Annotated in this window: 29 protein-coding genes and 1 other annotated feature; of the genes, 21 read left to right on the top strand and 8 right to left on the bottom strand. The window is 40.0% G+C overall.

Going from position 1 to position 26,546, the window contains the following annotated elements; genetic code table 11:
• Positions 1-36: 36 nt before the first annotated feature.
• The 5 genes from allD to ACWODM_RS04880 all read right to left on the bottom strand — a co-directional run bounded on the left by allD (position 37) and on the right by ACWODM_RS04880 (position 3,251).
• Positions 37-1,107: an ureidoglycolate dehydrogenase gene (gene allD, locus ACWODM_RS04900; RefSeq protein WP_455320260.1), complete on the bottom strand. Its 1,071-nt coding sequence runs from the start codon at positions 1,105-1,107 to the stop codon at positions 37-39.
• 15 nt (positions 1,108-1,122) lie between these two features.
• Complete coding sequence (locus tag ACWODM_RS04895; protein ID WP_455320259.1) at positions 1,123-1,575, bottom strand: threonine/serine exporter family protein; 453 nt, start codon at positions 1,573-1,575, stop codon at positions 1,123-1,125.
• Positions 1,572-2,336 (bottom strand): threonine/serine ThrE exporter family protein, encoded by a 765-nt coding sequence (locus ACWODM_RS04890; RefSeq protein ID WP_455320258.1) that lies wholly within the window; start codon positions 2,334-2,336, stop codon positions 1,572-1,574. Before ACWODM_RS04890 ends, ACWODM_RS04895 begins: the two co-directional genes overlap by 4 nt.
• Before the next feature lie 206 nt (positions 2,337-2,542).
• Positions 2,543-2,707: a hypothetical protein gene (locus tag ACWODM_RS04885; protein WP_455320257.1), complete on the bottom strand. Its 165-nt coding sequence runs from the start codon at positions 2,705-2,707 to the stop codon at positions 2,543-2,545.
• Between the two features lie 118 nt (positions 2,708-2,825).
• Entirely contained in the window at positions 2,826-3,251 is a 426-nt protein-coding gene (locus tag ACWODM_RS04880) for an acyl-CoA thioesterase (RefSeq protein WP_455320256.1), read from the bottom strand.
• Between the two features lie 222 nt (positions 3,252-3,473).
• Positions 3,474-3,687: a binding site (T-box leader), on the top strand.
• A gap of 73 nt (positions 3,688-3,760) precedes the next feature.
• On the opposite strand from ACWODM_RS04880, the gene hisS reads away from it, so the two are divergent.
• From hisS to ACWODM_RS04775, 21 genes are all read left to right on the top strand, one after another.
• Entirely contained in the window at positions 3,761-5,053 is a 1,293-nt protein-coding gene (gene hisS / locus ACWODM_RS04875; protein WP_455320255.1) for a histidine--tRNA ligase, read from the top strand.
• 6 nt (positions 5,054-5,059) lie between these two features.
• The gene (gene aspS, locus ACWODM_RS04870) at positions 5,060-6,832 is read left to right on the top strand and encodes an aspartate--tRNA ligase (protein ID WP_455320254.1); all 1,773 of its coding nucleotides are present in this window, start codon (positions 5,060-5,062) and stop codon (positions 6,830-6,832) included.
• A gap of 126 nt (positions 6,833-6,958) precedes the next feature.
• The gene (locus tag ACWODM_RS04865) at positions 6,959-7,834 is read left to right on the top strand and encodes a YitT family protein (RefSeq protein WP_455320253.1); all 876 of its coding nucleotides are present in this window, start codon (positions 6,959-6,961) and stop codon (positions 7,832-7,834) included.
• A 92-nt stretch (positions 7,835-7,926) separates the two neighbouring features.
• Positions 7,927-9,813, top strand: coding sequence for an acyltransferase family protein (locus ACWODM_RS04860; protein WP_455320252.1), 1,887 nt, complete (start codon positions 7,927-7,929; stop codon positions 9,811-9,813).
• A 71-nt stretch (positions 9,814-9,884) separates the two neighbouring features.
• Positions 9,885-10,823: a competence type IV pilus ATPase ComGA gene (comGA, locus tag ACWODM_RS04855; protein WP_455320251.1), complete on the top strand. Its 939-nt coding sequence runs from the start codon at positions 9,885-9,887 to the stop codon at positions 10,821-10,823.
• Positions 10,801-11,805, top strand: coding sequence for a competence type IV pilus assembly protein ComGB (gene comGB / locus ACWODM_RS04850; RefSeq protein WP_455320250.1), 1,005 nt, complete (start codon positions 10,801-10,803; stop codon positions 11,803-11,805). The genes comGA and comGB overlap by 23 nt, the downstream gene beginning before the upstream one ends.
• Positions 11,802-12,068, top strand: coding sequence for a competence type IV pilus major pilin ComGC (comGC, locus tag ACWODM_RS04845; protein ID WP_455320249.1), 267 nt, complete (start codon positions 11,802-11,804; stop codon positions 12,066-12,068). The genes comGB and comGC overlap by 4 nt, the downstream gene beginning before the upstream one ends.
• 9 nt (positions 12,069-12,077) lie before the next feature.
• Complete coding sequence (gene comGD / locus ACWODM_RS04840) at positions 12,078-12,524, top strand: competence type IV pilus minor pilin ComGD (RefSeq protein WP_455320248.1); 447 nt, start codon at positions 12,078-12,080, stop codon at positions 12,522-12,524.
• Complete coding sequence (locus ACWODM_RS04835) at positions 12,499-12,822, top strand: hypothetical protein (RefSeq protein WP_455320247.1); 324 nt, start codon at positions 12,499-12,501, stop codon at positions 12,820-12,822. Before comGD ends, ACWODM_RS04835 begins: the two co-directional genes overlap by 26 nt.
• On the top strand, positions 12,812-13,249 hold the full coding sequence (comGF, locus tag ACWODM_RS04830) for a competence type IV pilus minor pilin ComGF (RefSeq protein ID WP_455320246.1): 438 nt from the start codon (positions 12,812-12,814) through the stop codon (positions 13,247-13,249). The genes ACWODM_RS04835 and comGF overlap by 11 nt, the downstream gene beginning before the upstream one ends.
• Complete coding sequence (gene comGG / locus ACWODM_RS04825; protein ID WP_455320245.1) at positions 13,221-13,619, top strand: competence type IV pilus minor pilin ComGG; 399 nt, start codon at positions 13,221-13,223, stop codon at positions 13,617-13,619. Before comGF ends, comGG begins: the two co-directional genes overlap by 29 nt.
• A 204-nt stretch (positions 13,620-13,823) precedes the next feature.
• On the top strand, positions 13,824-14,834 hold the full coding sequence (locus ACWODM_RS04820; RefSeq protein ID WP_455320244.1) for a class I SAM-dependent methyltransferase: 1,011 nt from the start codon (positions 13,824-13,826) through the stop codon (positions 14,832-14,834).
• A gap of 62 nt (positions 14,835-14,896) precedes the next feature.
• Positions 14,897-16,081 carry an acetate/propionate family kinase gene (locus ACWODM_RS04815; protein WP_455320243.1) on the top strand — a complete coding sequence of 395 codons (1,185 nt, stop codon included), beginning with the start codon at positions 14,897-14,899 and terminating at the stop codon, positions 16,079-16,081.
• 190 nt (positions 16,082-16,271) lie between these two features.
• On the top strand, positions 16,272-16,670 hold the full coding sequence (locus tag ACWODM_RS04810; protein ID WP_455320242.1) for a hypothetical protein: 399 nt from the start codon (positions 16,272-16,274) through the stop codon (positions 16,668-16,670).
• 125 nt (positions 16,671-16,795) lie between these two features.
• Positions 16,796-17,542: a DeoR/GlpR family DNA-binding transcription regulator gene (locus tag ACWODM_RS04805; protein WP_455320241.1), complete on the top strand. Its 747-nt coding sequence runs from the start codon at positions 16,796-16,798 to the stop codon at positions 17,540-17,542.
• 11 nt (positions 17,543-17,553) lie between these two features.
• Positions 17,554-18,378 (top strand): Cof-type HAD-IIB family hydrolase, encoded by an 825-nt coding sequence (locus tag ACWODM_RS04800; RefSeq protein WP_455320240.1) that lies wholly within the window; start codon positions 17,554-17,556, stop codon positions 18,376-18,378.
• Between the two features lie 21 nt (positions 18,379-18,399).
• Positions 18,400-21,156, top strand: coding sequence for a sigma 54-interacting transcriptional regulator (locus ACWODM_RS04795; RefSeq protein WP_455320239.1), 2,757 nt, complete (start codon positions 18,400-18,402; stop codon positions 21,154-21,156).
• Between the two features lie 180 nt (positions 21,157-21,336).
• The gene (locus ACWODM_RS04790; RefSeq protein ID WP_455320238.1) at positions 21,337-21,765 is read left to right on the top strand and encodes a PTS sugar transporter subunit IIA; all 429 of its coding nucleotides are present in this window, start codon (positions 21,337-21,339) and stop codon (positions 21,763-21,765) included.
• Positions 21,765-22,256, top strand: coding sequence for a PTS system mannose/fructose/N-acetylgalactosamine-transporter subunit IIB (locus tag ACWODM_RS04785; protein WP_455320237.1), 492 nt, complete (start codon positions 21,765-21,767; stop codon positions 22,254-22,256). The genes ACWODM_RS04790 and ACWODM_RS04785 overlap by 1 nt, the downstream gene beginning before the upstream one ends.
• Before the next feature lie 11 nt (positions 22,257-22,267).
• Complete coding sequence (locus ACWODM_RS04780) at positions 22,268-23,071, top strand: PTS mannose/fructose/sorbose transporter subunit IIC (RefSeq protein ID WP_455320236.1); 804 nt, start codon at positions 22,268-22,270, stop codon at positions 23,069-23,071.
• Between the two features lie 14 nt (positions 23,072-23,085).
• Entirely contained in the window at positions 23,086-23,916 is an 831-nt protein-coding gene (locus ACWODM_RS04775) for a PTS system mannose/fructose/sorbose family transporter subunit IID (protein ID WP_455320235.1), read from the top strand.
• 187 nt (positions 23,917-24,103) lie between these two features.
• Here ACWODM_RS04775 and ACWODM_RS04770 read toward each other — a convergent pair whose 3' ends face one another.
• The 3 genes from ACWODM_RS04770 to ACWODM_RS04760 are packed head-to-tail and all read right to left on the bottom strand — an operon-like array spanning position 24,104 to position 26,465.
• Positions 24,104-24,721, bottom strand: coding sequence for an HAD-IA family hydrolase (locus ACWODM_RS04770; RefSeq protein ID WP_455320234.1), 618 nt, complete (start codon positions 24,719-24,721; stop codon positions 24,104-24,106).
• A 29-nt stretch (positions 24,722-24,750) separates the two neighbouring features.
• Positions 24,751-25,707 (bottom strand): 1-phosphofructokinase family hexose kinase, encoded by a 957-nt coding sequence (locus ACWODM_RS04765; RefSeq protein ID WP_455320233.1) that lies wholly within the window; start codon positions 25,705-25,707, stop codon positions 24,751-24,753.
• Positions 25,704-26,465, bottom strand: coding sequence for a DeoR/GlpR family DNA-binding transcription regulator (locus ACWODM_RS04760; protein WP_455320232.1), 762 nt, complete (start codon positions 26,463-26,465; stop codon positions 25,704-25,706). Before ACWODM_RS04760 ends, ACWODM_RS04765 begins: the two co-directional genes overlap by 4 nt.
• Between the last annotated feature and the right edge of the window lie 81 nt (positions 26,466-26,546).

Here is a 26,546-nt window from a genome sequence, read left to right as displayed (position 1 = left end):
TGAACTAAAGGTAGCATTTAGCTGTGTGCTTGTTTGCTACTTATTAGCAAAGGAATCCAATCCGCCAAATTGATTGTTGTGAATGACTTCAGATTGTAGGTAAGTCACAATGGTTTCTGGGATTTGGATCCCCTCACGCTGACTTTTTTGATAACGTTGCTCAGAACCTTGTCCAGGATATTGGACGCTTGCAAAATCTTTTGCTGGTTTACTGGCAGTTAGTTCCTCCATGGTTTGTGTGATATGTTGTTTGAAACTATCTGGATCACCAAAGCGGGCAGGATCCAAAACGATATACAGTTGACCTAAATTACGTCCTGCATGCAAATCATCGTACATCGAGCTGACATGTTTGCCAAAGGGCAGATTCATCAGCACGCCGGTCAGTACATCAACCATCATCATTAGACCATAGCCTTTTGGTCCAGCGATCGGCAGTAAACCGTGGACACGATGAGGATCGGTGGTTGTTTGTCCATTTTCATCGACGGCACAGTCAGTGGGGAGTTCACTGCCGTCTAAACGAGCACTTAAGACTTTCCCCCAGGTTTGGGCAGTCGTTGCCATATCAAAAATCAAAGGAGTTTCTGTTGTACTAGGTGCACCAAAACCAAGCGGATTGGTACCGTAATAAGGCTCAGAACCACCATAAGGCACAGCCATCGGATCGGATTGTGCCATCGTGATACCGATCAAGCCTGCTTTGGCAATTTTACGAAGGTAATAGGAAAGGGTGCCAATATGACCAGATTTAGAAACACCGATGATCGCTACTCCATTTTTCTTGGCCATGTCGATGGCCGTTGCAGCAGCTAAACTTGCTACATATTGTCCTTGGGCATTGTCACCATGAAAAACACCTGAGCATTCGCCGGTTTTTTCGAGACGTGTCGCTGGCTCCAAGGTGATGCCACCTTTGTTGATTCGCTCAGCGTAATATTCCACGCGCATTGCTCCATGTGAGTGGACACCGCGCATATCGGCATCTACCAAGTGCTTAGCGGTTTCAATAGCTTGGACTTCTGGCAAGCCGGCTTTTTCTAATTTTTTTTGGATCAACGCGTGCAGTGTTTCTGGTGAGAGAGTCATCAATTTTTCTTCAGACATCCTATCCGCTCCTTTTTAATGAGTTATTTTTTGTTGTCGCCGATACATATAGAAAAATCTAGGTGGGAATTCATAGCCTACGGTGATGCCAATAGCGATGGCAATCGCGATTTGAATGACCTGTACCAAGATCTTGGCGGCTTCGAAAGAATCACCAACAAAAAAGTCGTAGGCAAATTGGTAGATACCCAAGCCGGGAACTAAGCAGAAAATGCCGCAAATCAGAAAAATCGTGACAGGAGCTCGTAAACCAAAGGCCGCTTCTCGTGACAGCCAAATCAACATGAACGCCGATACGAAGGTTGCGAAAATGATCGAGTCAAACAGATTCAAAGACAGGAGATAGACGCCCCAGCCAATACTGCCGATCGCACCACAATAAATATAATATTTGGACGGTGTGTCAAAAAATATCGCAAAAGAGATCGTACCAATAAAGCTGGCCAACAGCTGTAAGAAAATCGTCATAGGATACCTCCTGTCAAATGATTCAAAAGGCTTAATCCAAGCCCTACACCGATCGAGATCGAAGTAGCAGTGATTAGAGCATACAAAATTTGTGTCCAACCTGTTTGATAGTCTTCGTCGAACAGTGCACGAATCCCGTTGGAAATTGCCACACCAGGAAACAGCGAGACGACACCTCCTGCGATCAAGCTCGTTACATTCAATACCGGAAACCATAGAACAAGCAGTGAAGCACAAACACTGATCAGAAAGCTACTCGTTACCTGACTGATGATGGGAGAGAGCTTCAATTTAGGAATGATCCAAAGACTGTATCCAGCTAAAATCGTTCCTAAAGCCAAAGCTCCCAGAGAATCTAAAAGCGTCCCGCCAAAAATATAACAAAAACTGGCACTTCCTAAAAGGTAGGACAGAAATTTTAGTGGAGGGCTACTAAAGGTCTCTGATTGAATCTCATGTAGACGTCTACGGGCTTCTTTAGGATTGACTTTTCCTTCTGTGATATGCCTCGAAAGGGTATTGATCGCATCGATTCTCCCCAAAGAAATCGGTGTGTCTCTGACCCGTGCCTGAACGGTGTCGTGAGCTTGTTGATGGGTCAAAAAGACACCATGAATCGAGACATAGCTGTCGAAATTTTTTAATTGGAAAGCTTTGGCAACATGTGCGATCGTTGATTCTACACGTTGCACTTCAGCGCCATTTTTTAACAGTGTTTCTCCGATATCATACACGAGATCAAAGCGTTCTTGTTCATCCAATGAGTTCATTCCTCCTAAAGTTTTTACTCGTTCTTAGATAGTAGTTATTTTACCAAATTTTTCCAATGAACGAAGCAAAAGATCCCAAAAAACTCTTTGAACGTATTATCAAGGACAGGAAAACGCTAAAGAGAATGCTGGATGGGATTTGTGATTGTTTTACTATGTAAATAAAAAGAGCCTAAGCGACTTCTAATAAGGAAGGCTTAAGCTCTGACGGCGTCTAGTTTTTTGACAAGACCGCCAACTTTGTCAGCAAAGATCTCGGACTGCTTTTTATCGTTGAATAACAATAAATTGTCAGCACTTTTGTCTCGTGTACGTTGACCATCTTTGGAAATATATCCATGAAAAACTTTTACGACATACATAGAAATGCTCCTTTCTTTTTTTATCTAAACTTGATTATACAAGTCAGGACAAAAAAATCAAAAAGAATGCTTTCATTTTAATGAAATTCCAATAATTGTTAAGAAAATCACGATATTCTTAATTGTTTTTAGCATAATCCTCGAAAATCTGATGAAAATCAGGGACGGCTTTTTTTAGATGGACCAATCGTTGCTTTTCTTTAGATAAAAAGCAGTGTTTGCTGGAACCTGTCGTCAGCAGTCGCTTATTTTCATCACGAATCTCATAACGAAAATCCAAACGTGTACCAGTATATTTTTCAATAAATACATCGATCCGTACCGTGTCACCATAACGGATCATCTCCTTGTACTGACAAGTGACTTCAAGAACTGGAACGATCAATCCAGCTTCTTCGATCACATGATAAGGCAATTGCAGAAAAGCTAAAATATCTACACGAGCTTCTTCAAACCAACGAATGTAGTTCGAATGGTGAATGATACTCATTTGGTCTGTTTCATAATAGTGGGGTTGGCGTATATATCCTTGATAACCAGTCAAGAAATCCTCTCCTTTCAATTGATCGACTATCTCTAGTTTACGGTGCAATTCCTAAAGGTGCAAGCTTCTTTTGCTTTGCAGATTTTCAAAAGAGAACGGCTGCTTTCAAATAAGAGAATCACTTCACGACAAACTGTAGAAAATAATGGGAATTTTCAGAAATAATCTTGTTAAAATCTTGACTTTTGGGGCACTTTCCTGTAATTTATAGCTATTATCGAAAAAAAGCCAGCGAAAGAATGAGTATGTCGCAAGAATTGCTTTAAAGAGAGAACTACCTTGGCTGAAAGTAGTTTAGGATTCTGTAGCAGAAAGACAATCTGGAGGCGAGTGCGTGCAAAGCCACTCCGCGAGCGAGCGTTATTCGCACAGAGGAAAGCCGGAAATAGAGCTTTCAAATTTAGGTGGTACCGCGTGTAATTGACTCGCCCTTGTATATAAAACAAGGGCGATTTTTTTTTGTTTAAAAGAAATGTTACAGCTTTTCATCAATTGAGGGAGGAAAAAGAATGAGTTATCAACGCCCAAAAGGCACAAATGATATTTTGCCTGGAGAAGTAGAAAAATGGCAATTTGTTGAAGAAACGGCCCGATTGTTATTCAAAGATTACCAGTACAACGAGATCCGGACACCCATGTTCGAACATTATGAAGTAATTGCGCGTAGTGTGGGAGATACAACAGATATCGTTTCAAAAGAAATGTATGATTTCTATGATAAAGGCGAACGCCATGTCACACTGCGTCCAGAGGGAACAGCACCGATCGCCCGTTCATATATTGAAAATAAATTGTTTGGACCCGAGTATTCCAAACCCTACAAAGTGTATTATGTAGGACCAATGTTCCGTTACGAACGTCCACAAAAAGGGCGGATGCGTCAGTTCCATCAAATCGGTGTCGAAGCTTTTGGTTCCAATAATCCAGCGACGGATGTGGAGACAATGGTGATGGCATTGGAATTTTTCAAACAATTGGGAATCGACCAGATTCGCTTAGTCATCAATTCGCTGGGGGACAAAGCTACGCGTGCTGCTTATCGTCAGGCACTGATCGATTATCTGGAACCTCATCAAGCAGAATTAAGTGAAGATTCGCAACGTCGCCTGCATGAAAATCCTTTGCGGGTATTAGATAGCAAAGACAAGCGTGACAAAAAATTTGTAGCGGATGCACCTTCTATTTTGGACTATCTTTCAGAAACTTCTAAAAGTCATTTTGAAGAAGTCACAAACATGCTGGATGCGTTGGAGATTCCATACGAGATCGATTCAAACATGGTTCGTGGCTTGGATTACTATACAGATACTATTTTTGAGATCATGAGTGATGCAAAAGGCATGGGGGCCCAAGCAACGATTTGTGCCGGTGGCCGTTACGATCACTTGGTGGAAGAGCTAGAGGGTCCAGCAACGCCAAGTTTTGGTTTTGCGATGGGGATCGAGCGGATCTTGTTGGTGTTGGAAGCCGAGGAAGTGGTTCTTCCGACACTGAATCAGGTAGATGCTTATATCGTGAATTTAGGAGCCACAACCAACATTGAGGCCTTGAAAGTTGTCCAAGCAATTCGCAATGCCGGCTTCTCTGCTGATCGAGATGTGATGGACCGTAAGGCAAAAGCACAATTCAAAAGTGCTGATAAAGCGGGCGCAACACTGGTTTTGACACTGGGAGAAGATGAATTGGCTGAAGGCATGATCAATGTCAAAGCAATGGAGACCCGTGAAGAAAAACGAGTACCTTTGACTGATATCTATCAGTCTTTCGAAACAATCTATGATGAAATGACTAAAGGAGAATAAAGAAAAATGGCAAAAAGAACAGTTTATTGTGGTCGTGTGTCAAAAGAACAGCTTGGCCAAAAAGTGACCTTAAAAGGATGGGTCCAAAAACGACGTGACTTGGGAGGCGTAATTTTTATCGATCTGCGTGACCGTGAAGGTATCGTCCAAGTCGTATTCAATCCGGAATTATCTAAAGAAGCTTGGGAGACGGCAGATACTTGCCGTAGTGAGTATGTCATCGAAGTGACTGGAGAAGTCATTCAGCGTGATCCAGAAGCAATCAATCCAAAAATGGTGACCGGAGAATATGAAGTCATGATCGATGAGATCACGATTTTAAGTAAATCAAAGACACCACCATTCCCGATCGAAGAGGATGCAAATGTTGGTGACGAAGTGCGCATGAAATATCGTTATTTGGATTTACGTCGTCCGAACATGACAAAAAATCTAATCACTCGTACAAAGACAACACAAGCGATCCGTCGATTCTTGGATGACAATGATTTTCTAGATATTGAAACGCCATACTTGGCTAAATCAACACCGGAGGGAGCACGTGATTACTTGGTTCCTTCACGGGTACACCCTGGACATTTCTATGCTTTGCCACAATCACCACAGATTTTTAAACAACTGTTGATGAACGCTGGTTTTGACCGCTACTACCAAATCGTTCGCTGTTTCCGTGACGAAGACCTGCGTGGCGATCGTCAGCCGGAATTTACACAGGTTGATATTGAAACAACTTTCCTGACAGCTGAAGAGATCCAGGAATATACAGAGCAAATGATCGCCAAAGTGATGAAAGAGGTCAAAGGAATCGATGTCACACTACCATTCCCTCGCATGAGCTGGGATGAAGCAATGAACCGCTATGGTAGTGACAAGCCAGATACACGCTTTGACATGGAATTGATCGATTTGTCTGAAACAGTGAAAGACATTGACTTCAAAGTCTTCCAAATGGCCTTACAAAACGGTGGAGTTGTCAAAGCATTGAACGCAAAAGGTGCAGCAGACAAATATTCTCGCAAAGATATGGACAATTTGGGTCAATACGCGGGGCAATTTGGTGCCAAAGGTTTAGCTTGGCTGAAAGTTGAAGAAGATGGCTTGAAAGGGCCAATCGCTAAATTCCTGACAGAAGCAACACAAGCGATCTTGGAAGCAACCAATGCAGAGGTCGGCGACTTGTTGATGTTTGGTGCGGATAGCTTTGAAGTAGTTGCCGCAACTCTAGGTGCGATCCGTACACGTCTAGGAAAAGAACTAGATCTGATTGATGAATCTGCCTACAATTATTTGTGGATCGTTGATTGGCCACAATTTGAATACGATGCTGAAGCTGGTCGTTATGTTTCTGCCCACCATCCATTCACGATGCCTAAAGCAGCAGACGTGGAATTGCTAGCAACAGATCCAGCCAAAGTTTATGCGGAAGCCTACGATATTGTTTTAAATGGCTACGAACTAGGCGGAGGTTCTCTGCGTATCCATGACAGAGCGGTACAAGAGCAAATGTTTGAAACTTTAGGATTCTCTCGTCGTGAGATGCAAGAGCAATTTGGCTTCTTGCTGGATGCTTTAGATTACGGTTTCCCTCCACATGGTGGAATTGCTTTAGGCTTAGACCGTTTGGCAATGCTTCTAGCAGGCGAAGAGAATATCCGCGAAGTGATCGCCTTTCCGAAAAACGGAAAAGCAGTTGATCCGATGTCTGCAGCTCCAAGCCCAGTCTCACCACTGCAGTTGTTTGAATTGAACATTGATGTGACATCGATCGAGGAAGAATGATTTTATACGGAAATGTTGTAAAAAGGAATAGTTTGGTTAAAAAACACTCTTTTTACGGCACTTCCGTTTTCTTTTGTCCACAAACTATCTATAATGAAAGAAATCGAAACAAAGCGAGGAACAACCATGAGTCGTTTATTTAAACTTTTGCCCCATCCAGACTATGCAATGAAATTTTCTTTTTCCGTTGTATATGCTATTTTAGCAGCAGTTGCGGTCAACATTTTTTACCAGCCAGGAAACATCTACTCCAGTGGACTGACTGGGATCGCCCAAATCATATCGACACTGTCTGAAAGTTGGTTTGGCTTTGAATTACCGGTATCTTTGACGCTGTTACTTTTAAATGTGCCTTTATTTTTTATTGGCTGGTTTAAAATCGGTCATAAATTTACCATTTTTACTGGAATCACAGTCGTTAATACTTCAGTATTTATGCAGCTGATCCCGATTGAGGTATTGACGACCGATCCAATCATTTGTGCGATCTTTGGTGGTGCAGTCATGGGAGCCGGTATTGGTTATGCGCTGAGAAATGGTCTGTCTTCAGGTGGTCTGGACTTTATCAGTATTGCGATCCGTAAAAAAACCGGGAAAACGATCGGTTCGATCTCGATCATTTTTAATTTCTTTATCCTGATCGTTGCAGGGATGCTATTTGGTTGGCAGTCTGCTTTCTATAGTGCTTTAGCGATCTTTGTTTGCGGAAAAGTCACCGATGCCTTTTATACGAAACAAAAGAAAATGCAAGTGACGATCATCACGCGTTATCCAGATCGTGTGATCCATGCGATTCAAGACAAATTAAGACGGGGCATTACGATTATCAATGAAGCAGAAGGTGCTTTTCGTCATGATAAGCAAACGGTTTTGTTGACGGTAGTGACACGTTTTGAATTGCCGATGCTGCGTCAGGCAATGAGAGAAGCGGATCAGCAGGCCTTTGTCAGTATTGCTGAAAATGTTCAAATTTTGGGACGTTTTTATGAGGAAAACCTTTAAACAACGAAAGTTAAAAAAAACCAAATTTTTCATGCTATTTCTTCATTTTTGTGGCATGATGTAAGAGATAAATGAGCAGAGAAGGTAAAAAAATGGAAAAAAGAATCAAAAAAAGCCGCTATATCACTGGAATAGATGGCATTCGTAGCGTAGCTGTCATTGGAGTCATCTTCTACCATTTGATTCCGACAAGCATTCGGGGAGGTTATTTAGGTGTGCCGGTGTTCTTTGTGATCTCAGGTTATTTGATCACAGATTTGTTGCGTCAAGAATGGCAGCAAAATGGGAAGATCCAGCTAAAACAATTTTACATACGCCGATTGAAACGTTTGTATCCAGCTTTGGCTACATTACTGATCGTCTCATCTGCCTACATTACCCTGTTTCAAAGAAATCTATTAAATAATTTGCGAGGCATCGTCACCAGCAGTCTACTATACCTCAACAACTGGTGGCAGATTCGCAATGAACTGTCTTACTTTGATCGTTTTGGAAATGAGTCACCTTTTACTCATCTCTGGTCACTGGCTGTTGAAGGCCAAAATTATTTGATCTGGCCGTTGCTGTTCTTACTTTTGATCCGTGTGACCAAAAAAAGGCAGACAACTTTTCTAGTGATTGCTGCTGGTGCGCTAGTTTCAGCCATTCTAATGGCAATCTTATTTGTACCAGGAGCAGATCCAACTAGAGCTTATTATGGCACCGACACAAGAATCTTTTCTATTTGGATCGGAGGGAGTTTGGCTTTCATTTGGCCAAGTAAGCAATTAAAGGAAAAAATCCCTCTAGAGGCAAAACGTGTTTTAAACAGTGCAGGACTGCTGGCGTTGGTTTTACTGGTCATCAGTTTTGTGTATTTAGATGGACACAGTACCTTTGTCTATTATGGTGGCATGTACTTGATTAGTTTGCTGGCAGCAGTCTTGGTAGCTATCACAGCACATCCGGGAGCAAGTCTGAATCGTTGGCTGACGAATCCCGTCTTCACCTACTTGGGAAAACGCAGCTATGGGATCTATCTCTATCAGTTTCCAGTTATGATTTTTTATGAATCAAAGGTCCAAAACATCGCTGATAATGTCTGGCTGCATATCGTTATTGAACTCGCGCTAATTTTGATTGCTAGTGAGTTGTCCTATCGTTTTGTTGAAAAACCTTTACGCAATTTTGATTACAGTCAAAGCTTCAACGTGATGAAAAAGTGGCTGACTACTCCGAATGTCAGCTTACAAAAAATAGGTGTGATCTTCGGAATTCTCGTCTTTCTATTAGCCGGATTCGGGATGATCACAGCACCAGTTAATTATGTGGCAGATGACAAAAAAGTTTTTCAGCAAGAGATTGAGATCAACAAAGAACTTGCTGAACAAACACAAAACAATCAGTTGGCAGAAAATCCTGATGCTGCAGGTGAGACCGAGACAACCGCTAGCGAGGAAGAGACGTTGGCTGAAGAAAGCTTGGCAATCATTGAAAAGTACGGTTTGACCGAGGAACAATTTCAAGCAGCAAAAACAATGGAGATCACGGCCTTTGGTGATTCGGTTATGTTGGGAGCAACGATCGAACTGCAGGAGATTTTTCCTCAGGCAGTGGTGGATGCAGATATCAGCCGACAGCTGTATACAGCTCCTGAGCTGTTGCAAAGTCTTCGAGAGCAGGGCTTGTTAAAAGATAAGGTGGTCTTGGCTTTAGGAACAAATGGTTCCTTTACCGATGCCCAATTTGATAGCGTCATGAAAACGATTGGCGATCGACAAGTCTATGTGGTGAATGTTCGAGTACCGACGCAAAGATGGCAAAACGAAGTCAATCTGTCATTTGAAAAGATGGTCGAAAAATATCCGAACATCACGTTGATCGATTGGTACAGCGAGAGTAATGAGCATGACGATTGGTTTAGAGAAGATCATGTGCATTTGGAAGAATCAGGTAAAGTGCACTATGCTACTTTATTAGCTAAAGCAATTTTAAATTAAGAAGAACCCGTTAAACTGAAAAAAAGTTTGACGGGCTTTTTTGCGTATCTTTTTATGAAAGGAGGAAACATATGACTATTGAAGAATTATCGAATCATTTGATCGCTTATGGGATCAAATATCAGATGCAGGATGTTTATATCTACACATCGGAAAGTGAAGCAACGATCTCTTTTAGGCAAAGTACACGTATCCAAGTCTACAAAAAAGTAGCAGCGGATATTGGTCAACAGCTGATTTCAAGATTCAAATATTTAGGAGCGATGGATGTCGGTGAAAAACGCAAAGCCCAGCTAGGAGCGATCTCTTACAGGATCGAAGACCAAGAACAGCGCTTGCGATTGTCAACGGTTGGCGATTATCGAGGACAAGAAAGCCTGGTGATTCGTTTTTTGCATCCTTTAAGCAACATTCAGCTGGATTATTTTTTTCCTGACGATCTGCCGTTGATCAGAGAGAAGATCCAGGAAGCGGGATTGTATTTATTCAGTGGTCCTACGGGTTCTGGAAAAACGACGCTAATGTATCATTTGGCCAAGGGGTGTTCAGGTCAAGTGATTTCGATCGAGGATCCTGTTGAAATCGAAGAGCCAGCCTTTTTGCAGCTTCAGACGAATCTCAAGATTCAGCAAACATACGATCAGCTGATCAAACTGTCCCTAAGACATCGACCAGACCTGCTGATCATTGGAGAGATCCGTGATCAGACAACTGCTCAAGCCGCTGTTCGAGCTGCTTTGACGGGGCATACGGTTTTTGCGACAGTCCACGGTAAAGGCGTCAGCGAAACCAAAGAACGTCTGATTGATTTGTTGGGGGAAGCAACCGACATCGATTCCTGTCTAAATGCTGTTTTTTATCAGCAGCTTTTTTTTGATGAAGCCAATACAGCGAAGGCTTTGCTGGCCTATGAATTTTACACTGGAGAACAGGAAAAAGCATCGTGGCAAGAACGGTATCAGCAAATCCAAGGGCAGGTGACTTCTCATGAAGAAGGAAGTCTTTCGTAAGTCGTTTTTAGCTATTTTGGTGGCACTGTTAGAGAATGGCTTCTCTTTGCAGGAGAGTATCGAAGTCATCCAGCGTAGCGGTCAGTTTCAAGAAGGACAATTGCAGAAATTCAGCCGAGGATTGTTTTTAGGAGAAACGATCGCCCACTGTTTTGCACAGATCGATTTTTCTGTTCATCAGGTCGTTCAGATTCAATTGGCGGAAACTCACGGAGATATTCAACATACATTAGCAACAATGCTACAGCATATGGAACTGTTTGAAAAGCAGCAAAAAGAACTGCGCAAAGTTGCTGCCTACCCAGTGTTGCTACTGTTTTTTGTTTTTAGCTTGTTGATTGGGATGCGATTATTTTTATTGCCTCCGCTACTTCAGTCCGGCATGCTGCCCGTCGATCACTGGGGAATGCTGTTTTTGCGTTACGCACCCATCGTTTTATTGGTTGTCCTTGTTGTTTTAGGCAACGGTGTGTTGGCCTTATTTTTGTACTTCAAACGACGAACGGTTTTGGAAAAAGCCAGCTTCTTTGCACGCTTGCCTTTGACAGGAACCCTCTATGCATTGTATCAAACCAGTTGTTTTTCTTTGGAATGGGGCCGTTTGTTCAAGCAAGGGCTAGAAGCACAGCAAATTTTGACACAGATGAGCCAGATCAATCCTTCTTCGTTGCTGGCAGCTGTTGCGAAGGAAGTAGATGAAGGATTGTCACAGGGAAAGACATTAGCGGAACAATTAGCAGATTATCGTTTTCTGACACTAGAATTCCCGTTGATCATCTATCAGGGAGAGGTGAAAGGAAAATTGGGAGAAGAGCTACTGTTGTACAGTCAGCTGTTATTGACCAAATTTATTAGTAAAGTTGAAAAAGGCATTCAGTGGATCCAACCATTAGTCTTTTTATTTATTGCTGTGCTGATTTTAGCTATTTATATGGCAATGTTTTTGCCAATCTATGGAAATTTAGGAGGAATGATGACATGAAAAAGAAGTTATACTCAGGATTTACTTTAATAGAAATGCTCGTCGTCTTACTAATAGTAAGTTTATTAGTGTTGATGTTTATCCCCAATTTGTCCAATCAAAAAGAGACCGTGACCAAACAAGGACATACCGCTGTCGTAAAATCGGTTGAGACACAATTGGAGTTGTTTGAAATGGAGCACAATCGAAAAATGACAGCAGAAGAAATGAAAGACAAGATCGATGCGAAGCAACTGGAGATCTATCAGGAAGCCAAAAAGTAGGTGATCAAGATGGAAAGATACAATGGATTCACCTTATTGGAATCCTTGTTCGTTTTGGCAATCGTCTCCTTTTTTATTGCATTGCCTGCATTAGCAGTCAAAGAAGCAATAGATACATTGACGACACTGCACTTTTTTGATCGTCTGGAAAAAAGTATTTTGACAAGTCAGCAGACAGCGATCATTTCAAATAAAAAAACAGATATCATTCAAGATTATGATAATCAACGAATTTTAGCTTTTCAGTTACAAACTGGTGAATGGCTAGAGCATTTGATTGTTCCCGAAACATTGACTGTCGGGAGTATCTCACCGAAGATCTCTTTTTCAGCGGGGACAGGCAATGCCAGCGCATATCGGACGATCCGTTTTACCTGGCCGAAAAAAAATCAGCGGATCACCTATCGTTTTTTATTTGGAAAGGGGCATTATGAACAGACTATTGAGCCACTCTAAACAGGGGTTTATCTTACTAGAAGCCGTATTCGCAACCGGTCTTCTCACAATGATCCTTTTCTTTTATCAGGAGAATCAATTGCAGGCGATCAAAGCCAGTCAGCGGCAGTACGAGGAAGTCCGAATGCTACGTGTTTTGGCGGAAGAAGTGAGAGAAAGGCAGCTCCATCAGTTGCCTGAAAAACGCTATCAATTGACGAGAAATGGCCAGTTTATCGTCACCTATACTAGCGAACCCTATCATCAGGCCAAAATTGAAGCTGAGGCACTTACTTGGGAGATTCGTCGTGAAGATTAAGGGATTTACTTTACTGGAGTGTCTGATTGCACTACTGGTATTTAGTCTGTTCTTTTTGAGTGTGCCGCCGTTGATCCAACAGAGTCGGCAAGTAGGGGAAATCGTTTTTGGTCGTGCCGAACAGGAATGGCATGTGTTTCTGATCCAAATGGAAAATAAACTAGCCGAAGGTGTTTTCGTGTCTGTTGAAAAAGAAAAATTCCACTTTCAGAAACCGATCGAAGAGACAACACGTTTTTCTAACGGTCAGATTGAATTTAGACGTTCAGACCAGTTGATTGTGATCAGAGACAACGGGGGCTATGAGCCAGTCTTGATGGAGGTAGAGGATGTTACTTTTTCAAAACAGGGACAAAATGTTTATTTTGAAATAATCTTTAAAAATGGAGAGAAAAGAAATGGAAAATGGGCGATCCCGCAAATATAAGGGTAGTATCTTACTAACAGCAATCTTTTTGGTAAGCTTCATGAGTATGCTGTCATTGCTATTATTAAGTAATTATCGAGTAGTGACTGAATTTTCTTTTCGAACACGTCAGTATTATGAAATGAAGATCATGACGCATCTTTTCCTCGCAGACTATCCGTTGCTTTCTTCAGAAGAGCAAAAAGAAGGTCAGATAAAGTACAACAAAGGGGCAGTTGTTTATCGATTAGAGAATGAACAACTGGTGGTAACAGCAATGGCTGGAAAATATAAATATGTTCATTACGAGACAGTGTCGCAAGAGATAGAAACAAGTCTGAGTACGACAGAAACTGAAACAGATATAGCTGGTTCAATGGAAAATGAGTAACAGATAGATAGATTTAATGATACAGCTAAAAGGGTATTCTCCAATGAGAGTATCCTTTTAGCTGTCCCGAAAGATAAAGCATAAAAGATCATAAGATGAAATCTTGCAATTACATAGGAAGCGGTTGATTATTTGGCTTAAATCAGATAAAATTAAACAGGTAATACCGTTGTTATAGTTTAAAAATTTGAAATGAGGTGCACCATGTTTCCAGAAAAAATTGAAGACAGCTTTCATCTTCATTTAGAAGCTACTCAATTGTTGCAAAATGCATTGGGGTCCTCATACTTGGATACCTATGTAGAAAATGTGGAAAATATCATTGATCAGTTTCAAGTCCGTGTAATTGATGGCATCCCAAGTGAAGAAACAGCTGAAAAAATCCAGACGATCTATCAGAAACTTCAGGAAATTCCTTTGGAACAAGAAGAGATTCGTAAATTGTCACAGTTGTTGTTACTAAAGGGGACACAAACTGAACCCTTACAGCCAAACCATCAATTGACACCTGATAGTATTGGCTTTTTATTTGTTTTTTTGATCGAACAACTTTATGCAGACAAAAAACAATCCCTTTCTGTTTTGGATTTAACGGTTGGGTTGGGCAATCTATTGTTAACGATCTTGAACAATTTGACTTTGGCAGGTTACCAGGTCTCAGGTATTGGTGTAGACAATGACGAAACACTCTTGGCCGTTGCTGCAGCAAACAGTCAATGGATGAATGCTGAAGTTCAGCTGTTCCATCAAGACGGTCTGCAGGATTCTCTGATTGATCCAGTCGATGTTGCAGTAGCTGATTTACCTGTGGGATATTATCCAGTGGATGAAAAAGCACAAGCGTTCGTAACGGCTGCATCAGAAGGGCACAGCTTTGCGCATCATTTGTTGATGGAGCAAAGTATGAGCTATGTGAAAGAAAATGGCTTTGGATTCTTTTTAGCCCCCTCTAACTTTTTAGAGACAGAACAAAGCGATGCCTTGAAGAAGTGGATCGGAAGTCAGGTTTATCTACAAGGGATCATTCGTCTGCCGGATGAACTATTCAAAAATGAAAGTGCTCGTAAAAGTATCTTGATCCTACAACAAAAAGGGGAGCAAGCCAAACAAGTACCAGAAGTGTTACTGGCACAGCTAACTTCTCTGAAAGATCCAAAATACATGACGGCTTTCTTTCAGGAATTTATTGCCTGGAAAAATAAGAACCAGTTATAAACATGCATGATCCTTGGAAAGATTTTTCGAGGTTTTAAAATAAAACATAAGGAGAAATACACATGTCTAAAACAATCGCAATCAATGCCGGAAGTTCAAGTCTAAAATGGCAATTGTATCAAATGCCAGAAGAAACAGTTATCGCAAAAGGGATCGTAGAACGTATTGGTTTAAATGATTCTATTTTTACGATCAAATACGGAGACGGTCAAAAATTTGAGCAAATCGTGGATATTCCAGACCATGAAGTTGCTGTAAAAATGTTACTAGATCAATTGATTGAATTGAAGATTTTAGGTTCTTACGATGAGATCACTGGTGTTGGTCACCGTGTGGTTCAAGGTGGAAGCTACTTTGATAAATCAGTCCTTGTTGACGAAGATGTTATGGCTAAAATTGAAGAACTAGCAGAATTTGCACCATTACACAATCCAGCTAACCTAATGGGAATCAAAGCCTTCAAAAACTTGTTACCTGATATTGTTAGTGTCGCTGTTTTTGATACTTCTTTCCATTCAACAATGCCAAAAGTAAACTATCTATATAGCTTACCAAAAGAATTTTATGATGAATTTGGTGCACGTAAATATGGTGCTCACGGAACAAGTCATCGCTATGTAGCGTATCGTGCAGCTGAAATGCTAGACAAACCAATTGAAGAATTAAAAATTATTACTTGTCATTTAGGAAATGGCGCATCAATCACTGCAGTTGATGGTGGTGTTTCTGTTGATACATCTATGGGATTCACGCCACTAGCAGGTGTAACGATGGGAACTCGTTCAGGAGATCTAGATCCTTCATTGATCCCATTCTTGATGAACAAGCTAGATGTAGATATCAATGAAATGTTGAACATCTTGAACAAAAAATCTGGATTGCTAGGATTGACAGGCATTTCAAGTGATATGCGTGATCTAGAAGCGAACATGGATAAAGAAGAAGTCCGTGTTGCTTTGGATATCTTTGCAGACCGCATCCGTAAATACATTGGTTCTTATGTAACTGTGATGAACGGTGTTGATGCGATCGTCTTCACTGCAGGAATCGGTGAAAATGATTCAAACGCTCGTGCGAATATTATCAATGGTATGACTTGGTTCGGTTGTGAATTGGATCCAGAACAAAATGCAAAACGTGGTGAAGAACTAGTGATTTCTACACCTGAATCAAAAGTAAAAGTACTACTGATTCCAACTGATGAAGAATTAGTGATCGCTCGTGATGTCGAAGCATTACGCGGCTAATCGTCAAATATAGTAAAACAGTCGAGGGATTTTTTTCCTCGGCTGTTTTTTTTCGAAGCATGCCAGAGTAGGTAGCAAAGGAATTTTATCCTGCTTGCTGCGGTCTTTTGTCAAAGGAATCTTTAAAAAATATTCTGTAAAAATTGGGGGACATGGTATAATAAGCCAAAATAGTGAAAGGGAGATCAGTATGGGATTGTTTTTAAAAGAAGAAGATTTTTTGCAGTATATAGAAGAAACCTATCCGGATGTAAAAATTGAAAAAGGACATACGATCGTGTCTGTCAATATTATCAGTATGCAACCAATTATGAGCTTTGCCTATATTACTGAGGAGCTAGTGATTGCTGCAAAATATCAACGACAATTACAAATTTTCACCGACCACATCTTATTTACCAAAAAACAAATCAAGCAAATTGAGTATGTGGCAAATGGACTCAATGCCCAGTTGATTGTTCATACCAATGAAAAATTACCAGATGAGCGAGACATTACTTTGACATTAAACGTCAATACGATGACCGGTAATCGTTGGCATAAGGAAAATTTAAAACAACTGAGAAAAACTTTTCAACAGAGTGAATAATCTAAACCTTAGAAGATCGATTTCAATGATGATAGATCTTCTAAGGTTTTTATTTTTCATTTAAATACTTATAAATGCTTGCATGAACTTACAAACACTTATATAATTGATGTGAGGTGAGTGAGATGTATCAAGAAGAGAGAATCCAACAAATCTATCAGTTATTGGTGCAACATGGTCGAGTGACCAAAAAAGAAATTATGGAGCAATTTGCCATTTCTGCTGACACTGCGCGAAGAGATATTCTAGAAGTTTTAAAGCTAGATAAAGTAATTCGCACCCATGGTGGTATTATGCTTGCACAAACAAATCCCCAGGTATTTGATTTTCTGGAACGATTGGATCAATCGAAACCTGAGAAAGAGCATATGTCCATGTTAGTGAAAAAACACTTGCCAGAAAACAGTGTATGTTTTTTAGATGTGTCTACTACACTTTTATTAGTTGCTCAGCAATTAGAGAAGAAATGTACGGTGTATACTCATTCTTTAGATAATGCGTTAGCTTTAGCAAAAGACAATCAAGTAGATACGCATATATTAGGTGGACAACTAGATAAGGAAAACCGTTTCTTTTTTTCAGAAGAAGGACTACAAACGATTCGAAAGCAAAAGTTTGACTGCTGCATCATTGGGGCAGCAAGTCTAGAGCAAGAAGGGATCTTTTTTAAGGAAAGCACTAATGCATGGATTAAACAAAGGATTATTGAACAAAGCCGTAAAGTCATTTTAGTGGCTGAAAATGCAAAGTTTTTTAAACAAGGACATTATCAGGGAGCCAGCTATTCGCAAATCGATCAGTTTATTACCGACAGAGAATTAACACCAGATCAAAGAGCTTATTTTGAACCAGAAACAGAAATTATTTTTTAGGAGGGAAAATAATGACGGTAAAAATAGTGTTTAGTGATATTGACGGGACATTATTAGACGATAAGCACCAACTAACAAAGGAAACAAAGAAGGTGGTGCAAGCTTTAAAAAAGCAGAAGGTGGAAACAGTCCTAGTTTCTGCTCGGCCTCCTAAAGCAATGACGTCTATTGCCAATGAGTTAGTGTTAGACACGCCCTTAGTTTGTTTTAATGGTGCATTAATTACGCAAGTCCAAGGAAATCAGCTGACTGATTTATTTAGTGTAAGCATAGAGAGGCTAGATAGTTTGATGCTGTATCAAATGATTGCTTCGAAGTTTCCAAATGTAAGTATTAACCTCTATTCCAGCGAACGTTGGTTGGTGGAGGAAATGGGAAGTTGGGAAACGCAGGAGATGGAAATTACTGGTATGAAGCCTGAAATCATAGCTATGCCATTGTTTTTAAAAGAGTATCATCCGATTCATAAAATCTTGTGTATGGGTAATGAGCAGGAAATTGCGGGGTTGGAGAGTGCTTTACTATCAGCGAATATATCAGGTGTGACTTGTCATCTCTCCAAACCAACGTATTTGGAAATTGTGAATAAAGAGGTTTCTAAGTTGGCGGCATTAAAATTCCTGTGTCAAGACTATCAACTTTCCTTGAATGACGCGGTAGCCATTGGAGATAACTACAATGATTTACCTATGATCGAGCACGCAGGAATTGGCATTGCTATGGGAAATGCCCCCACAGCAGTCAAAGAGCTTGCCGATATAACGACAACCTCTAATTGTGAGAATGGCTTTAGTCAAGCGTTGGCAAAAGTCTGTGGATTAGGTATACTTGAATAAAAGTGTTTTAAAAAGGCCGGGATGTATATGAAACGGATTGAAAAAGTGTATCAAGAATTAGTTGATATTTGGCAAGACTGTGAAAAGCAGGATTTCTTAATCAAAAAAGGTTCTTCAGCGAATGAGCTTGCCGAACGATTGGATTTAACTAGAGCCAATACTAGCTTGGAATTAAATAAATTAGTTCGGGAAAAGCGAGTCTTAAAAATCAAGTCCTATCCAGTAGGTTACTTGCCGATTGAAGTGCTTGAAGACAAATTACAGCTTCAATGGGATGACAAGATAGAAGAAGTAACGGATTTAACAGCTTATGTTCGACAACCAGAAAAAAAAGTCAAAAGAAATCCTTTTGAGTTGATGATCGGCAGCAATGATAGCTTAAAAAAAGCGGTTTTTCAAGCAAAAGCAGCGGTATATTATCCGCCCAATGGTTTGCATATGTTGCTTTTAGGTCCAACCGGTTCAGGGAAGACCTTTTTTGCTAATAAAATCTATCAATATTCTATTTTCGAAAAAATAATTGAAGAAAATGCACCATTTGAAAGCTTTAACTGTGCAGATTATTACCATAATCCTCAGCTACTACTCTCTCAATTATTCGGTTATAGGAAAGGGGCTTTTACCGGTGCTGAAGAAGATCATCCAGGATTGGTAGAAAAGGCCAATGGTGGGGTATTATTACTGGATGAGATTCATCGATTAACCCCAGAAGGTCAAGAAATGTTGTTTTATTTTATTGACCATAACCGTTTCAATCGTTTAGGAGAGACTGGTTTCAAACGACAAGCCAATGTGCTGATTATTTGTGCTACGACCGAAGATCCTAACTCTTCAATGTTAGAAACGTTTTTACGTAGGATTCCAATGACGATTCAAATTCCAGCTCTGAATCAACGATCCTTGCGAGAAAAAGTGGAGCTTTCCAAGTTCTTATTTGAAAAAGAAGCCAAGCGTGTGCAACGGACCTTTGTCATTGATATCGATGTGATTAACGCCTTGATTAATACAGATGCTTATGGAAATGTCGGACAACTACAATCCCATATCCAACTGATTTGTGCGCAAGCTTTTTTACACAATCTCCATGAAAAAAATAAGATCAGTATCGGCATTCAAGAATTGCCTGAAGAAATGCTGTCCCATTGGAGTTCCAGTAGTAAAAATATCCGCCGCTCAAAAGAAATCGAAGAATTTGTAGGAGTGACCACAACGATCCATCCTTCAGAAAAGAGTAATGACGAAGACTATGAAGGATTCAATATTTATGAAATGATTGAGGAAAAGGTCAAGATTTTAGAAAATGAAAGCATTTCAGAAGCACAAATCCATCAGTATATCTTGACAGATCTCCGTCTTCACGTAAAAAATTTCATAAGTAACAAAACAGTGAACTATAATCTACTGAAATTTGTCGACCCCTTGATTTCTAACTTGACCATTGAGCTGAAAAAAATTGCAGAAAAGCATCTGGGGGTTTGTTTTGATCGGAAATTTCTTTATTATATTGGCATGCATTTGGATGCCTATTTCCGCAGAGAAAAGAAGGACAACTTGCTTTCTCAATTAGACATTCGTACCATTACGTCAGAACATAGTCGTGAATACGAAGTGACACAATTGTTTCAATTGGAAATAGAAAAAAGACTAGGTATTACCCTACCAGAAATTGAAATGGTCTATTTAACAATGTTGTTAGTTTCCATTGAAACAGTTGAAGAGAAGAAGCAGATAAGTGTTTTGGTGGTGACTCATGGGAACTCTACAGCGACTTCGATGGTACAGGTAGCTGTTGAATTATTGGGAGCTGCTCCGATTGTTGCCTTGGATATGCCTTTAAATCTGAACCCTGATGAAATGTTTCAACGAATCGTGCAACAAATTGAGGAGTTGGAAACTGACAATGGTGTGTTAATGTTAGTAGACATGGGATCGTTGGCTATGATGGAAGGCAAATTGATGGAAAAAACGGGTGTCGCCATTAAAACGATTCCTAATATTACTACACTAATTGTGCTAGATGTTGTCCGTAAAATCAATTATATGGACTTGAGCTTAGCGGGCATCTACTCTTCTGTGATGAAGGATTTTTTAGCCACTATTCAAACACAAGAAAACGGCCGACCTAAGGCGATTTTATCCATTTGCACAACTGGAAGTGGTACTGCTAAAAAAATAGAACAAATGGTTTCAGGAATTTTGCAAAATTCAACAGAAGAATCGGTAGAGATTATTACGGTATCTAGTTTAAAAATCCCACAAACCATGTCCAAACTGATTGAAAAGTACCAAATTTTAGCGACTGTTGGAACCAAGGATCCTAAAATCGATGTGCCTCATATTAGTTTAGAAGACTTGATAGAAGGCTCTGGAGAAAGAGTGATTCGTCAAGTGGTGGGTTTGCCCTATGAAAAAAAACAACAGCGACCAAAAAATACAGTGATCAGAGATTTATGTCAAGATGCGTTAAATACCTATTTGGTTTACTTGAATCCATATCACATAACAGATATGCTACTTGATTGGACAAAAGAATTGCAGATGAATATCGAGATGACATTTTCCAATATCATGATCCTAAAATTAGTGGTGCATACAGCTTTTGCTTTTGAACGAGCGATCAAGCAAGATCCTTTGACCTATACGGATCCTTGGAGAGAAGAGCTTCAAATCCCTCTTGATATCGTTTCAAGTACCATTGAATCCTTAGAGGACAGATTAGTACTGAATTTAGTAGAGGATGAAAAGATATTTATTGCAGAGATTCTACTCAATGAATAAAACAGTTTCATTTCAAGTGAAACAGTGTTTTAGAAATGGAAATATCCAATGAAAGAGTGTTCTTTTTTTTGAGACACTCTTTTTTGTGTCTGGAAGATCCTAGGTTAATCTAGGGTTTTGTGCTGAAACACTGTTTTGGCACGTATTTTGCTTATAGTATAGTGAAAGGAGGGATAATCAATGGTATCAATTATAATTAGTGGTCATGGTCAACTATCTGTAGGAATTCTAGATGCGTTTGAAATGATTTTTGGTGCTGATCAAGATGTTCAAGCAATTCCGTTTTTAAAAGGGGAAGGTTTGCCACAGGTGAATGAGAAATATACCAATGTCTACAATTCATTAGAAGAAAACAAGGAATTATTAATTTTGGTAGATGTTTTTGGTGGCACACCGTACAATGCAGCCGCACAGCTAGCATTTGGTAAGGACAATGTGGATATTCTTTCAGGAGTGAACCTACCCATGGTATTAGAAGCTGCAGCTGGGAAAAAACAATCCTTGACACAGTTAGTAGATTATCTAAAAAAAGTAAGTAAAGATGGAATTAAGAACTTCAAAGAGGAAGTAGCCAAACTTCAAAAGGATGAAGACGAGGAGGATTTATAATGAAAATTGAATTAGCTAGAATTGATGACCGTTTTATTCATGGACAAGTGTTAACTAAATGGGTGAAATTACGTCCGATTAGTCGGATCATTGTTGTTTCAGATGCGGTAGCTCAAGATGAAATGCGTAAAACGTTGATTTTATCTGTGGCGCCAGCAAGTGTAAAAGCAAGTGCTGTGACAGTGGACAAAATGGTTCGTGCGTACAAGTCACCACGTTATGACAATGACACCGTGATGCTATTATTTGAAAATCCAGAAGATATTGTTGATTTAGTCCAAAAAGGTGTGCCTTTAAAGGAAATCAATGTAGGTGGGATGCGTTTTGAACGTGATCGTAAACAAATCACTAAAGCAGTTAGCGTTTCTCCAACAAATGTGGAAGCATTCAAAACCTTACATGAATTAGGGGTTAAACTTGAATTACGTCAATTACCAGGGGATACAAGTATAGATTTCTATAAAGAATTAGTCGGAAAACTTGATAAATAGGGGGATCGATCATGTCTATCATACAAATTGTTTTACTTTTAATTGTTGCTGGAATTACCGGTGTAGGAAGTGTACTAGATGAAGGTCAAACGCATAGACCGCTAGTTGCTTGTACACTTGTTGGTTTAGTTTTAGGAGATATTACTACGGGAGTCATTCTTGGTGGAACGCTAGAAATGATGGCTCTAGGTTGGATGAATGTCGGCTTAGCAATGGCACCAGATACAGCGATTGCTTCAGTTATTTCAACAATTTTGGTTATCACAGCAAACCAAGGAATTGGTGAAGGAATTGCGATTGCAGTACCGTTGGCAGCTGCCGGTCAAGCACTAACTATTTTTGTTCGTACGATTGCGGTATTCTTTGTTCACAAAGCAGATAGTTATGCAGAACAAGGCAATTTTCGTGGGATTGAAATAATGCATATTTTTGCCTTGCTGCTGCAAGCCTTACGTGTAATGATTCCAACATTAATTATTTCAATGATTAGTGCGGATGCTGTAAGCCGCTTTTTAAATGGTATTCCAGAGGTTGTTACTGGTGGTCTACAAATTGGTGGAGGGATCATTGTTGTCGTTGGATATGCGATGGTTATCAACATGATGGATGTCCCTAACTTGAAACCCTTCTTCTACATTGGATTCCTATTCGCTGCCTTTACAAGCTTTAATTTAGTTGGCTTTGGTGGTCTAGGTTTATGTTTGGCCTTGCTTTTCATTCAGTTGAAATACAATGTGCTCAATCATCCTGCACCGCAAACAGTTGCAGTAAATCAAGGATCTTATGATGACCTTGACGATGATTTGGATGCGTAGGGAGGATAAGAAGAATGGAAAATACACAAAAGAAATTAACGAAAAAAGATTTAAATAGTATGTTTTGGAGATCCAACTTATTGTTAGGTTCATTCAACTTCGAACGTGTGCAAAACATGGGCTTCTGTTTTGTCATGATTCCTGCCATTAAGCGACTATATGCTCCAGGTAAAGAAAGAAACGAAGCGTTACAACGTCATTTGGAATGGTTCAATACTCATCCATGGTTAACTGCGCCAATTTTTGGTGTAGTAGGTGCGATGGAAGAGGAAAAAGCGAATGAGGGAAATATGCCCGGCAGTTCGATTGCCGCAATGAAAATAGGTTTGATGGGACCTTTAGCTGGTGTTGGTGATCCTATTTTCTGGGGAACTGCTCGCCCAGTATTGGCTGCCTTAGGTGCTTCTTTAGCCATGGCAGGTAGTGTATTCGGACCACTGCTATTCTTTCTTTTGATTAATGCTATTCGTATTGCTACCAAATATTACGGTTTGACACTAGGCTATGAAAAAGGGAATGAAATCATTCAAGGCATGGCTGGTGGAACGGTTAAAAAACTAACAGAAGGTGCATCAATTGTTGGTTTATTCGTAATGGGAGCTCTGGTTAATAAATGGACAAGCATTAATATTCCGATTATAGCTACTCGTATTACCAATGATAATGGTGAAATAGTTACACAAACCGTTCAAGATGTCCTAGATAGCATTTTACCAGGACTATTACCATTGCTATTAACTTTGTTTGTGGCTTGGTTATTGAAGAAAAACGTAAGTCCGTTGTTGATCATCCTTGTGATCTTCGTTATCGGGATTGCCGGAAAAGCATTTGGTTTCTTAGGGTAATAAAAAAGAAGTCGTTCATAGGAGTTTCAATACTCTCTTAAATTTTGAAATCGGACGAGAAAGCGAGGTGTTTAGCACTCGCATTTTCGTGCGATTTTTTCTGTGCATCAAAAAAGGCCCGGCAGTAAATCAAACTGCCTGACCTCAAAGAATGTATGCTTCCATTTATGAGATGCTTTAAAGAGTTTTATGACTGAATGATCTCTAACATTTCAGGGATCGTGCGAACGATATAGTCCGCTTGAATGTCTTCCAAAACATAGTCAAGATCATAGAAAATCGACTGGACGCCGGCATTTTTTCCAGCTAGAACATCTAGCGTACGATCACCGATCATCACGGTCTTCTTGCGATCCATTTGATATTTCTCCACTAAGTAAGTCAGTGAAGCAGGATCTGGTTTACGGGGAAACTTGTTTTCTGGACCAACGATTTCCTCGATCAAGTGTAGCATGTCCTCTTTTTTCAAAAGCTCAATAGTGGAAGAGACAGTCCGATGAGTCAAAATATAGTTTTTTTGTCCTTTGGCAACGATGGCTTCTAGCATTTCCTTTGTACCAGGATAGGAGATCGGATCCTCCCATCCTTTGCCCTCGTAGGATTTGAAGGTTTTGGAGAACTCAATAAAATCAAGTGCGTATTTTTCTGCTACGGAGGCAGAAGATTTTTCTTTTAGTATTCGAAAAATCTCCTGACGATCCGCAGTTATTTGATATTCTTTCAGGGTATGCATAAAGCCATCCAGCATCATGGGATAGGTGTCATACAGTGTGCCGTCAAAGTCCCAAATGTAATGTTCAAACATTTTTAGACTTCACTCCAATCATCAGTTTTTCACAGTTCTAATTTATTTACTTGGATCTGTTTCGCAAAAGTTTCGACATCTTCTTTATTGATAAAACCAACTTCACCGTGTTGGGCATTAGACATACCGCAAGCCATGGAATAACTGAAGGTATCCTCTAAAGAAAACTGTTGTTCAACAGCATGAGCAAAGCCCCCAACAGAAGCATCGCCAGAACCGGTCGTATTGACGATCTCGATACGAGGGATCGTGATATCGTAAAAGTCTTCGCCTACTTTACACAGGGCACCTTCTTCACCACAGGAGATCATGATGTAATCAATTCCTTTGAAGTAAGCATGGCTCAATTCTTTCCGAGCTTCTTCTTTTGTTTCAATGTCCTTATGAAGGATCTCGCCTAATTCATGAACATTTGGTTTGATAAAGCTTGGTTTGTAGGTATCATTTTTTAAAAGAGAGAGCAATTGTTTGCCAGAAACATCCATGAATACCGGGACATCTTGGCTGATATGTTTTCTAATATGAGCAAGCATTTCCAAGTAAATCTGATCATTTTTCGAATTGATCGAACCCGAGATACAAATCACTTGTAACTTGCCCTGCTCATGAATAAGTTTGATTTTATCCAGTAGTTGATAGACCTCTTCATCAGAGATTTCAGGACCGCTTTCCACGACCTCTGTGTGCGTATCATTGTCATGCATGATGGTGATCGCATTGCGTGTTTCGCCAGAAGTTTCCATCATGTCCAGGGTGAAGAGGTTTTCTTCTATGAGATACTTTTCAACCAATTCTCCAATATCCCCAGCCAAAAAGCCAGTCAGAACAACTTCTGAACCAGACTGGGCAGCTGTCCTTCCAGCGTTGATCCCTTTACCGCCCACCGATTTAGTAGGTGAGTTGAAGCGGTTCATTCTTCCTAATTGAAAGTGCTCAATAAAATAAGCTAGATCAATCGAGGGGTTCATAGTAACAGTAACAATCATTTCATTTCCTCCTTCAAAATTTCTGTATATTGACTATAATATTCAAATTGCTCTGCCGAGATATGACTATCAGTGACTAAATAGTCGATTTCGCTTAACCGTTTAAACGTATAAACGTCAGAAACACCTAGCTTTGAACTATCTGCGACAACACATTTGGTTTTTGATTTTGCGAACACCGCACTTTGCACAGCACCTTCGTCAAACTGTGCAGTCGTGATATTGTCTTCGAAGACACCATTTGTTGCAGCAAATGCGAAGTCGATGTTCAAATTGTCAAAGGCTTTGATGGCTACTTCGCCAACAAATTCCTCTGTAATAGGAGAAAATTCTCCGCCACTTAATAAGATTCGATAGTCTGTATGCTCTTTCAAATAATTAAAGGCAATCAAACTGTTCGTCGTCACGAAGAGATTTTTGCGATTGAGTTCTGCTAACGCATAAAGGATGGTAGTACCAGCACCAACAAAAATAGTGGCATTATCAGGAATTAGGCTGTTCATTACTTTACCGATATATTTTTTTTCATCTACTTTTGTTTGGATTTTTTCTTCTGTGCTCCGCTCTTTTTCTAAAATTTCAAGCCTTTGAGCGCCACCGTATAGCTTGGTCAATTTTTTTTGTTTGGATAATTCTGTAATATCGCGCCGGATCGTCATGTCGGAAACATCCAATTCTTCGGCGATCGTCACAATAGACAAATATGTATGGTCTTGTAACAAGTCTAAAATCATTTGTTGTCTCTCTTTTTTTAACATCGAACCCTCCCTTTCTTTAAATGTCCAAAAATGTTCATCTTTGTTAACTTGGGCATGCAGATTCATTATACGGGCAAACTC

It is taken from the genome of Enterococcus olivae (assembly GCF_053760925.1).
The sequence above is the reverse complement of the archived record's forward strand: the minus strand, read 5'-3'. Positions and strand labels throughout refer to the sequence as shown.

What these genes read in the sequence shown, in the direction of transcription:
- ACWODM_RS04865 (WP_455320253.1), top strand. Translation starts at nt 6,959, where the DNA reads ATGAGTCGTTTATTTAAACTTTTGCCCCATCCAGACTATGCAATGAAA.
- ACWODM_RS04835 (WP_455320247.1), top strand. Translation starts at nt 12,499, where the DNA reads ATGAACAGACTATTGAGCCACTCTAAACAGGGGTTTATCTTACTAGAA.
- ACWODM_RS04820 (WP_455320244.1), top strand. Translation starts at nt 13,824, where the DNA reads ATGTTTCCAGAAAAAATTGAAGACAGCTTTCATCTTCATTTAGAAGCT.
- ACWODM_RS04785 (WP_455320237.1), top strand. Translation starts at nt 21,765, where the DNA reads ATGAAAATTGAATTAGCTAGAATTGATGACCGTTTTATTCATGGACAA.
- comGC (WP_455320249.1), top strand. Translation starts at nt 11,802, where the DNA reads ATGAAAAAGAAGTTATACTCAGGATTTACTTTAATAGAAATGCTCGTC.
- ACWODM_RS04790 (WP_455320238.1), top strand. Translation starts at nt 21,337, where the DNA reads ATGGTATCAATTATAATTAGTGGTCATGGTCAACTATCTGTAGGAATT.
- ACWODM_RS04775 (WP_455320235.1), top strand. Translation starts at nt 23,086, where the DNA reads ATGGAAAATACACAAAAGAAATTAACGAAAAAAGATTTAAATAGTATG.
- aspS (WP_455320254.1), top strand. Translation starts at nt 5,060, where the DNA reads ATGGCAAAAAGAACAGTTTATTGTGGTCGTGTGTCAAAAGAACAGCTT.
- comGG (WP_455320245.1), top strand. Translation starts at nt 13,221, where the DNA reads ATGGAAAATGGGCGATCCCGCAAATATAAGGGTAGTATCTTACTAACA.
- hisS (WP_455320255.1), top strand. Translation starts at nt 3,761, where the DNA reads ATGAGTTATCAACGCCCAAAAGGCACAAATGATATTTTGCCTGGAGAA.
- comGD (WP_455320248.1), top strand. Translation starts at nt 12,078, where the DNA reads ATGGAAAGATACAATGGATTCACCTTATTGGAATCCTTGTTCGTTTTG.
- ACWODM_RS04800 (WP_455320240.1), top strand. Translation starts at nt 17,554, where the DNA reads ATGACGGTAAAAATAGTGTTTAGTGATATTGACGGGACATTATTAGAC.
- ACWODM_RS04760 (WP_455320232.1), bottom strand. Translation starts at nt 26,465, where the DNA reads ATGTTAAAAAAAGAGAGACAACAAATGATTTTAGACTTGTTACAAGAC.
- ACWODM_RS04885 (WP_455320257.1), bottom strand. Translation starts at nt 2,707, where the DNA reads ATGTATGTCGTAAAAGTTTTTCATGGATATATTTCCAAAGATGGTCAA.
- ACWODM_RS04805 (WP_455320241.1), top strand. Translation starts at nt 16,796, where the DNA reads ATGTATCAAGAAGAGAGAATCCAACAAATCTATCAGTTATTGGTGCAA.
- ACWODM_RS04810 (WP_455320242.1), top strand. Translation starts at nt 16,272, where the DNA reads ATGGGATTGTTTTTAAAAGAAGAAGATTTTTTGCAGTATATAGAAGAA.
- ACWODM_RS04780 (WP_455320236.1), top strand. Translation starts at nt 22,268, where the DNA reads ATGTCTATCATACAAATTGTTTTACTTTTAATTGTTGCTGGAATTACC.
- ACWODM_RS04770 (WP_455320234.1), bottom strand. Translation starts at nt 24,721, where the DNA reads ATGTTTGAACATTACATTTGGGACTTTGACGGCACACTGTATGACACC.
- comGA (WP_455320251.1), top strand. Translation starts at nt 9,885, where the DNA reads ATGACTATTGAAGAATTATCGAATCATTTGATCGCTTATGGGATCAAA.
- allD (WP_455320260.1), bottom strand. Translation starts at nt 1,107, where the DNA reads ATGTCTGAAGAAAAATTGATGACTCTCTCACCAGAAACACTGCACGCG.
- ACWODM_RS04795 (WP_455320239.1), top strand. Translation starts at nt 18,400, where the DNA reads ATGTATATGAAACGGATTGAAAAAGTGTATCAAGAATTAGTTGATATT.
- ACWODM_RS04765 (WP_455320233.1), bottom strand. Translation starts at nt 25,707, where the DNA reads ATGATTGTTACTGTTACTATGAACCCCTCGATTGATCTAGCTTATTTT.
- ACWODM_RS04895 (WP_455320259.1), bottom strand. Translation starts at nt 1,575, where the DNA reads ATGACGATTTTCTTACAGCTGTTGGCCAGCTTTATTGGTACGATCTCT.
- comGB (WP_455320250.1), top strand. Translation starts at nt 10,801, where the DNA reads ATGAAGAAGGAAGTCTTTCGTAAGTCGTTTTTAGCTATTTTGGTGGCA.
- ACWODM_RS04815 (WP_455320243.1), top strand. Translation starts at nt 14,897, where the DNA reads ATGTCTAAAACAATCGCAATCAATGCCGGAAGTTCAAGTCTAAAATGG.
- ACWODM_RS04860 (WP_455320252.1), top strand. Translation starts at nt 7,927, where the DNA reads ATGGAAAAAAGAATCAAAAAAAGCCGCTATATCACTGGAATAGATGGC.